The following is a 9,036-nucleotide window of genomic DNA, read 5'->3' as shown; positions in this document are numbered from 1 at the left end:
CTTCTGCCGGCGCGCCTCGCCCGCGCCGAGGCGCAGGGTCCCGCCGAGGGTGCGGGCGCCCTCGCGCCGAAGCCCGGGACGCGGGTGGCCGCCTTCCTAGAGATCCACCCGGACGGCACCATCAAGCTACTCAGCCCCTTCGTGGAGGGCGGCCAGGGCATCGCCACCGGCATGGCGCAGATCGTCGGCGAGGAACTCGACGTGCCGCCCTCACGCTTCGTCGTGGAATGCGCGCCGCCCGGCCCGGACTACGCCGTCGTCAACGGGATCCGCATGACCGGCGGCAGCTTCTCGACCCGATCGAGCTACGAGACCATGCGCCGCCTCGGCGCGACCGCCCGAGACCTGATGATCCGCGCGGCGGCGGCCAAACTCAAGGTGCAGGACAGCGACCTCACCACGCGCGACGGGGTGGTGCTGCACGCGGCCACGAACCGCTCACTCACTTACGGCGACCTCGCGGCCGACGCCCTGAAGCTCAAGCCGAACGAATCCGTCCCCCTGCGCGATCCGGCGACGTTCCGCTACATCCGCCAGCCCGTTCCCCGGATCGACGTGCGCGACAAGTCCACGGGCCGGGCGATCTACGCCATCGATCAGAAGGTCGAGGGCATGCTGTACGCCGCCGTGCAGCACGCGCCGCGCCTCGGCACGGATCCGATGACCCTCGCCAACGAGGCCGAGGTGAAGGCGATGCCGGGCGTCCATTCGGTCCACCGCCTGTCGGGCGCAGTGGCGGTGGCCGCCGACAGCTGGTGGCGGGCGCGCAAGGCCGTCGAGGCGCTGACGGTCGAATGGTCGGCGGGCAAGCCCAGCGGCATCGACACGGTCGCGGCGGATTTCTCGTCCGAGGGGATGCTCGCGGCCCTCAAGGCCTCGGCCGAACCGGGCCATGTGGCCGAGGCGAAGGGCGATGTCGCCGCCGCCTTCGCCAAAGCCGCCAAGGTGGTGGAGGCCGATTACGAGGCCCCCTACCTCGCCCACGGGCAGCTGGAACCGCCCTCCGCCATCGCGCGCTTCGACAGCGACGGCACCCTCGACGTCTGGCTCTCGAACCAGATGCCGGAGGTGTTCCAGGCGGTCTCGGCGAAGGTGGCCGGGCTGCAGCCGGCCCAGGTCCGCATCCACTCGCCGATGCTCGGCGGCTTCTTCGGCCGCCATTTCACCTACGATGCGGGCAACCCGTTCCCGCAGGCGATCCTGCTCGCCAAGGCCACCGGCCGCCCGGTGAAGGTGCTGTGGTCGCGGGAGGAGGAATTCGCCCGCGACGCCGTGCGCCCGCTGAGCTTCAGCCGCTTCCGCGCCGCCCTCGATCGGGCGGGGCAGCCGACGGCGCTCGAGGTACGGACGGTGGGGGAAGGCCCGATCGGCCGCTACTTCAGCATGATGATGCAGACCCCCGTCGACCCGTCCGCGGTCGAGGGCATCGTCGAAAAGCCCTACGCGGTGCCGAACAGGCGCATGATCTTCACGAAGGTCGCCCACCCGGTGAACATCGCCTTCTGGCGCTCCGTCGGCCACTCGATGAACGACGCGTTCTACGAGAGCTTCCTCGACGAGATCGCCCAGGCCGGCGGGCAGGATCCGTTCGCGCTGCGCATGGCGCTCCTCCAGGGCAGCGCCCGGCACCGCACGCTGCTCTCGGCGGTGGCGGAGCTGTCCGGTGGCTGGCAGCGCGGGCCCTACCGCACGGACGATGGAATGCGCGCCCGGGGCATCGCCATGGCCTCGCCCTTCGGATCGGAGACCGCGACCATCGCGGAGGTCTCGGTGGAGGGCGGCGAGGCCCGCGTCCACAACCTCTGGATCGCGTTCGACCCTGGCAGCATCGTGAACCCGGCCATCGTCAAGGCGCAGGTGGAGTCGGCGGCTGCGCTCGGCCTGTCCTCGGTCCTGTTCGAGCAGATCGTCTACCGCGACGGCGTGCGGCAATCGCGGAACTACGACACCTATCCGATCCTGCGCCGCGAGCACATGCCGAAGGTCCACGTCCGCATCGTCGAGAGCGGCGCGCCGATGGGCGGCGTCGGCGAGCCGGGCCTGCCGGGCGTGCCGCCCGCGGTTCTCAACGCCATCGCGGCGCTCACCGGCCAGCGGATCCGCGCGTTGCCGGTGGCCAACGCGAAACTCTCAGCCGCCTGACGCGGGATCCGCCATGGCAGAGCACACAGGCACGGCGCTCGCGACGGGCGCCTCCTCGGGTAAGATCGTGTCGATCCCGTCGATACCTGAGACCGCATTCGGGCAGGCTATCGAGGCCGCCCGGTTCCACCTCGACCCGAACCCGTCCCGCCGGATGTCGGCCATCCGATACGGTCTCGGCTGACAGTACTGGCCTACGGGATCTGCGTGGAGGACGAAGGATCGATGCTGCAGGTCGTCGCGGAAGAGCAAGGCACGTCGGCCTCCGAAGCCACCCTGACCGCCCACCGCCCGCCGGAGCGATCGAAGGGTCCGGGCGGCTGGCGGCAGGTCGAGGCCCTGCCCGTCGGCCTGTTCGCGGCGGTGATGGGCTTGACCGGCCTGAGCATCGCCTGGACGCTGGCGCACGCCCGGTACGGTGTCCCCCTCTGGCTCGGCGGGGCCATCGGGCTGATCGCCTGCGCCACCTTCGTCGCCGTGGCGACGGGCTACGCCGCCAAGGCCGTCATCGCCGGCCCGGCGGTGCGGGCCGAGTTCCGCCATCCCATCGCCGGCAACCTGTTCGGCACGCCGCTGATCAGCCTGCTCCTCCTGTCGATCCCCGTGGCGCCCCTGAGCCTCACCCTTGCGCGCCTGCTCTGGATCGCCGGCGCCCTCGGCATGACGGTGTTCGCGTGGTGGGTCGTGACCCGATGGCTCAGCGACCGGCAGCAGGCCGCGCATGCCACGCCGGCCTGGATCGTGCCGGTGGTCGGCCTCCTCGACGTGCCTCTCGCCGTTCCGGTGCTCGGCCTGCCGCCGATGCAGGGCGAGATGGTCTTCGCGCTGGCCGTGGGGCTGTTCTTCGCCGTGCCCCTGACCACGATGATCCTGTCGCGCCTGCTGTTCGAGACGCCGCTTCCCCCCGCCCTGCAGCCGTCGCTTCTGATCCTCGTCGCGCCCTCCGCCGTCGGCTGCTCGGCCTATCTCGCCACGACGGGCACGGTGGATCTCTTCGCGGTGGCCCTGTTCTCGATCGCACTGTTCCTCCTCGCCGTGCTGCTGCCGAAGCTCGCTCGGCTCGGTTGGAGCTGCCCGTTCCGCGTATCGTGGTGGGGCGTGAGCTTTCCACTCGCCGCAGCAGCGGTCGCAGCCTTGCGGATCGCGACGGCGCAACCGGGGCTGGGGATCGACAGCCTCGCCCTCGCCCTGCTTGCGCTCGCAACGGCGGTGATCGCTTGGCTGCTCGCCCGAACCCTGCTCGGCTTCCTTCAAGGGGAATTGCGCACGCTGGCGCAGTGATATGCAATGGCCACAGGTTGTCCCTGATCCACGACGAAGGATTTGAACATCCGCTTTCGAGAAGATGCCAGAACTGACGATGCCGCCGCGAAGGGCGTAGACCCGAACGACAGGTTTTGCACGCGCCGGCGATCCGGCATCGCGTAGTTCGACCGTGAGTGACCTGTCCGCTTCGGAGCAGGAGCGCTAAAAAGCTGACGGCCCACCCTCGACGTCATGCGATTACGACGCGTCGTCTCGCGAGATTGGGTGGCGGACGAGTCTGGGAGGAACACCAGATCCGCTGCAAGGCAACGGCGCAGGCCCGGTCGTCCGAGGTTACGCCTGTAACCCTATCGCCGATCGGCGAAACGCTGCGGTCATACGCCGGGCGCAGACCCCCCGGCATGAGCAGAGATCGTCGTTCACCGCCCCGGCACGGAACCGTGCGGCGCGCGCGACCGAACAGAATCTGCTCTGTCGCCGTCACGGGTCCCGCATGAAAATCCTCTTTGCCGCTACGCCGGCCGCCGGCCACCTGAATCCGCTGCTGGCTATCGCGCGCATGGCCCTGGCGCGCGGCGACGAGGCGCTGGTGGCCACGGCCGGATACCTCCGTCCGTCCGTCGAAAGGTCCGGCGCACGCTTCCTGCCGCTTGCCGCCGGCGCCGACATTGACTTCACGCGGATCGAGGACGTGTTGCCCGAGCGCGCAAGTCTCCCCCCAGGCCCGGAGCAGCTCCGCTACAATTTCGAGCGGATCTTCCTCGACCCGATGCCGCCGCAGGCCGAGACGCTGCGCAGGATCATCGCGTCCGAACGTCCCGACATCATAGTCGTCGACGATCTGTTCTTCGGCGCGACGGCCATGTTCCTGGATGCGGGGACGCCCCGGCCACCGATCGTCGCCTGCAGCATCACGATCATGGTGGCCGACAGGCCGGACGGAGCTCCCACCATGATCGGGTTGCCGCCGGCCCGCGACGCGGCGGCAAGTGCGGCATACGCGGCCATCGCGATCGAAGCCGACCGTGTCTTCGGTGCGCCGGTCCGCGCTTACGCGGATGCCAAACTCGCCGGGATGGGCCTGCCGCCGTTGCCGTGCTCGGTGCTGCATTCGCGCCATCTCATGGCCGACGCCTTCCTTCAGACGACCGTACCGGCGTTCGAGTACGATTTCGGGGGCCTGCCCGATCACGTCCGGTTCGTCGGCGCTTTGCCCCCTCCCCCGCAGCGGGACGCCGCCTTGCCGGACTGGTGGGGCGAACTCGACGGGTCCAAGCCGGTCGTGCTCGTGACCCAGGGGACGGTCGCCAACGCCGATTTCGGCGAACTGATCGAGCCGACCCTATCGGCGCTCGGCACGCGCGACGACCTGCTGGTGCTCGTCACCACCGGCTTCCGACCGATCGGGAACGTGCGCGGACCGATCCCGAGGAACGCCCGGCTTGCGGAGTTCCTCGATTTCGCGGTGCTCCTGCCCAAGGTCGACGTGCTGGTCACCAATGGCGGTTACGGGACTGTGCAGCTGGCGCTTCAAGCCGGCGTCCCGATCGTGGCGGCGGGGCGCACCGAGGACAAGGCCGAGGTCGGCGCCCGGGTGGCGTGGTCGGGCGTCGGCATCGAGATCCCGTCGCAGCGGCCAGAGGCTCGCGACCTGCGCGCGGCGGTCGATCGGGTTCTGGCCGAGCCGTCCTTCGCCGAGCGCGCGCGGGCGATCGCGGCGGATATGGCGGCGATCGATACGCCGGCGGTGATCCTCGGAACGCTGGACCGCCTCGTCGCCGGATCCAACGCGGCCTGATCCGTTCCGGGATTGCAGGCACCACGAGACATCGTCTCACCGCCTGACGGGGGCCGCCGGCCACGCCAAAGCGGCGATCGAAGGCCCGTGAGCCCACCAGAGCCGGAATGTCGCCCGTTCGGGACCCGGCATCCCGGCGCGCGGCCTGCCCCACGGACCGATGGTGCTGCGGTTGCATGCGCGACGGCGGGCCGCCCCGTTTCCCCGACGGCTGACCGGAAGCGCCCAGAGGCGACCGCGCGGCACCCGTCGGCTCTCCCCCGTCGATCATCCTCCCGCACGCTCTTAGCGACGGCTTCGACGCCGGCCCTCGGCCGGTGCATCTCGGCCTCAATGCCGGGTCGTATGGACGATCAGCAACCCGCGCGTCTTGCCCGAGGTGCCGTCGCGCGTCGCGACGGCGCGCCACAGGCGCTCGGTGCCGACCAGGAACGGCCGGTAGTCGCCATTGACATCGCCGACGAAGACGAGGTCCGCGTCCGGCAGATATCCGAGGATCGGCGAGAAATGTCCGGCGCCACGGCCGAAGAGGGGACCGCGATGGAAGTTGACGATCAGCCGCGTGTCGGGGTCGTTGCCGCTCTTCATCAGATCGCGGAACGCCGGCAACGTAAGATCGCGCACGACATCGACCGGGTGGTCGAGTCGCCTTCGGATCAGGTCGCCCAGCTCGTCCAGGGTCAGCCCGTTCACGAGCACGCCGAACCAGGGCTGGAACGCCGTCCCCCGGAGCACGTCGGCTTGCGAAAAGTCGACACCGAGGGAGCGGAGCAGGTTCGCCACCGTCGCCGGACCGCAGAAGCTCGGATTGCTCTGGTACTCGTAAGGTCGTCTCCGGTACGCCGCCGCCACCGGTAGCGCCCAGGCCCGCGCCAGCAGCGCAGGGTCATGGAAGTCCGGTCGCGTCTCGATCGACGTGACGGACGCATAGGCGTTCGGCCTCAGGAGACGCGGACCGACGCTGGCTGCGCCAGCCAGTCCGGCCAGAAGAACGGCCGATCCGAGGAAGGCGGCCAGACGGCGCTTCCAGACCCGGCCTCGACGAACCTGTTCGGCCATCATGCGAAAGAATCCCGGTCCCGGTGAGAATGCGCCCGGCCGCTACGGGGCCAACGCGATGGCGAACAGGCGCAGGACGACACGGGCGCCGCGCACGGGCTGAACGGCGACGATCCTCGCCTCGCCGGACGTCGCCGACCGCACCACGGCTTCCGAGGCGATGCAGTCGCAGGCCGTGGTGCGGGTCATCTGCTCCAGGCGGCGGGCCACGTTGACGGTGTCGCCCACCGCGGTGAACTCGACGCGCTCCGCCCCGATTGTGCCGACGAAAACCGGGCCGCGGTGAAGGCCGACCCCGATGCGCACCGGCGGCAGACCCGCCTGCGCCCGCTCACGACTCCAGGCCAGCATCGTGGCTGTCAGCGCGCGGGCCGCCGCGACGGCGCAATCCGTATCGTCGGGGGCCGGGCGCGGCACGCCGAAGACGGCCATGACCTCGTCGCCGACGAATTTGTCGACGAGGCCGCCCGCCGCCTCGATCGCCCGCGCAGCGCGCTGGCGGAATTCGGCGAGGAACGCCGCGACTTCGCCCGGCGAAAGGGTTTCACAGAGTCCGGTGAAGTCGCGGATGTCGGCGAACAGCACCGTCGCCTCCTGCTCCCAGCCGGCGCGCAGGGTGACGGCGTCGGTTTCGGCCACCAACCGGGCGACCGCCGGCGCCGCCAGACGCGCGAGGTTGTCCCGGTGTCGGGTCACGATCCGCGCGGCGGAGCGCAGGTGCCGCACCTGCAGCGCGAGCGACGTGAGGGCGAGCCCGGCGAGGCCGAGGGTGATGGGTTCCGACCCGGTCGCGGTCGCGAATCCCATCAGCAACGGCGCGGGCGCCGCGGCGAGGAGCGCGTTGCCACACGCTGCGGCTGCGCGGCGGCGGACAGCCTGGGCCAGCTCGGCCGCACGGTGCGGCCGGCCGAGCCAGGACGCCGGGTCCGCCCCCGCGGCGCTGACGTCGGGGAGGCGTATCGCCGACATCAGCAGCCCGAGCAGATGCGGTTGATGATGCGTTGCGCCCGGAGGTGCTCGCGCTCGACCGTGGGTGAGCGGAGGTCCCGGATCGTCCGGTACGGGGGCGGGAGCGACCGTGCGGTGGGGCTCGGCACGTCTGATTGTGCGAAGCGCGGGACCGGTTGCGACCGAACGGCGGTCGGGACCGCGAGGGTCAGGAGAAATGCTCCCGCCGCGCCTGCGAGAGTTCTTGTTGGGCCTGAAATCATGATCGTCTGCTCCGGTGCGTGGAGCTTCAGGATTAAGGTTCGGGGATTGCGCCGTGATTTCGGAAAATCGGAAAGCTATGACAGCGGACATCTCGATGCGTAATCCGATTGCCTGTGGCGTCGGCCGGAAAATCTGACTTTCGGTCGAAGACAACCTGCTTATCTTCGAGTAGCACCCGGCCCAGCAGGCCGGGTGCCGTTGGGCGCGCTGTGGAACGGCGGCCTGTTCCGCGGCAACTCCTGGGTTGATCCGATGCCCGATCAGGCGGCGACCTGCAGCGGACCGATGCGCCGGATGCCGCTGTGGCCGTGGAGGACCGGCATCGCGCCCGCCAGGCGCAGGTTTGGCGCGAGGCGCATCAGGGCGGCCAGTCCTTCCTCCAGCTCGATCCGGGCCAGGGCCTCGCCGATGCACCGGTGTGCGCCGCCGCCGAAGATCGGATGCAGGCGCGGAAGGTCGGTCCGGCGGATGTCGAACGTGTCCGGGTTCTGAAAGGCCGCCGGGTCCCGCAGTGCCGACAGCGTCGAGAGCATGATCAGGCTTCCGGCCGGCACGACCGATCCGTCGAGGTCGATCGCCTCCCGGGCGACCCGCCCCGCGGAGCCGACGCTCGGCTCGTAGCGGAGCGATTCCGCCACGGCGGCCGGGATGAGAGCCGGATCGCGGCGCACCGCCGCCCATTGCTCCGAATGTTGCAGCAGCAGCGCCGCCTGCATGGCGCCCGCGACCCGGGTCGTGTCGGTGCCGCCGATGATCATCTGAACGAGCTGGACGACCACCTCCTCGGGGGTGAGATCGCCCGCCGCCTCGGCCTCCGCGAGGAAGCGCGAGAGGAAATCGTCCTGCGGTGCCGACCGGCGCGCCTCGAGGATCGCGCGCACGTAATCCTGGAGCGCGACCGCCGCCGCTTCGAGGTCGGGGATGTCGTCCGGTCCGAAGGTGAAGCTCAGCACCCGGGAGACTTCGTAGGCCAAGTGCGTGAAGCGGGGGATGTCCTCATGCGGCAGACCGAGGACGTCGGCGATGGTCTGGGCCGGAATCTGCGCGGTGTAACGCGCCACGAGGTCCACCTCCCCGTCTGGTAGCCAGTCCCGGACGAGGCTCTCCGCTGCCGCGCGGATCCGGAGGCGCAGGCCTTCGATCATCCGGGCCCCGAAGGTCCGGGTGAAGGGCGAGCGGCGCCGACGATGGGCGGCGCCATTGGCAGTCAGCATCCCGTGCGCGAAGATGTCGAAGAGCCTGCCCTCCGGGATTCCGCGCGTCTCGGGGTAGAGCGTCTCGGTCGCCTGCACGCGCGGATCGCGCATCAGCCGATCGACGTCCCCGGCCCGGAGGATGACGAAGCCCGCGACCTCGTGGCCGACCACCGGCAGCCGGGGGCGCCAGGTGCGGAACACCCCGTGTGGATCGGCCTCCAGTTCGGCGACCGTCAGCGTCGGGATGGGTCCGGGCGGCTCCAGCGAGCCGGCCTGCCGCGTCCAAACTTCGGTTCCATCCATCGCCATAGCCTCGCTGCTGCTGTGCGCGAGGAGCCTCGAAGGCCGGAGCTACACGATCAT

Annotated in this window: 7 protein-coding genes; 4 read left to right on the top strand and 3 right to left on the bottom strand. The window is 70.3% G+C overall.

Going from position 1 to position 9,036, the window contains the following annotated elements; genetic code table 11:
* The 4 genes from OXS27_RS27405 to OXS27_RS27390 form a co-directional block, all read left to right on the top strand.
* Positions 1-2,142, top strand: a 2,142-nt coding sequence (locus tag OXS27_RS27405; RefSeq protein WP_267360381.1) for a molybdopterin cofactor-binding domain-containing protein, incomplete at its 5' end; no start/stop codon positions are given.
* 13 nt (positions 2,143-2,155) lie between these two features.
* Positions 2,156-2,326 (top strand): hypothetical protein, encoded by a 171-nt coding sequence (locus tag OXS27_RS27400; RefSeq protein ID WP_267360379.1) that lies wholly within the window; start codon positions 2,156-2,158, stop codon positions 2,324-2,326.
* 41 nt (positions 2,327-2,367) lie between these two features.
* Complete coding sequence (locus tag OXS27_RS27395) at positions 2,368-3,423, top strand: SLAC1 anion channel family protein (protein WP_267360378.1); 1,056 nt, start codon at positions 2,368-2,370, stop codon at positions 3,421-3,423.
* Between the two features lie 478 nt (positions 3,424-3,901).
* The gene (locus OXS27_RS27390; protein ID WP_267360377.1) at positions 3,902-5,206 is read left to right on the top strand and encodes a glycosyltransferase; all 1,305 of its coding nucleotides are present in this window, start codon (positions 3,902-3,904) and stop codon (positions 5,204-5,206) included.
* Positions 5,207-5,536: 330 nt separating this feature from the next.
* On the opposite strand, the gene OXS27_RS27385 is transcribed toward OXS27_RS27390, so the two are convergent.
* From OXS27_RS27385 to OXS27_RS27375, 3 genes are all read right to left on the bottom strand, one after another.
* On the bottom strand, positions 5,537-6,268 hold the full coding sequence (locus OXS27_RS27385; protein WP_267360376.1) for a phytochelatin synthase family protein: 732 nt from the start codon (positions 6,266-6,268) through the stop codon (positions 5,537-5,539).
* Between the two features lie 39 nt (positions 6,269-6,307).
* A complete protein-coding gene (locus tag OXS27_RS27380; RefSeq protein ID WP_267360375.1) occupies positions 6,308-7,234 on the bottom strand; it encodes an adenylate/guanylate cyclase domain-containing protein in 927 nt (308 codons plus the stop codon).
* A 503-nt stretch (positions 7,235-7,737) separates the two neighbouring features.
* Complete coding sequence (locus OXS27_RS27375; RefSeq protein ID WP_267360374.1) at positions 7,738-8,976, bottom strand: cytochrome P450; 1,239 nt, start codon at positions 8,974-8,976, stop codon at positions 7,738-7,740.
* Between the last annotated feature and the right edge of the window lie 60 nt (positions 8,977-9,036).

The sequence above is a fragment of the Methylobacterium sp. GC_Met_3 genome (genome assembly GCF_026540775.1).
Taxonomy (GTDB): Bacteria; Pseudomonadota; Alphaproteobacteria; order Rhizobiales; family Beijerinckiaceae; genus Methylobacterium.
Note: the sequence above shows the minus strand (reverse complement) of the source record. Positions and strands in the feature narration are given on the sequence as shown.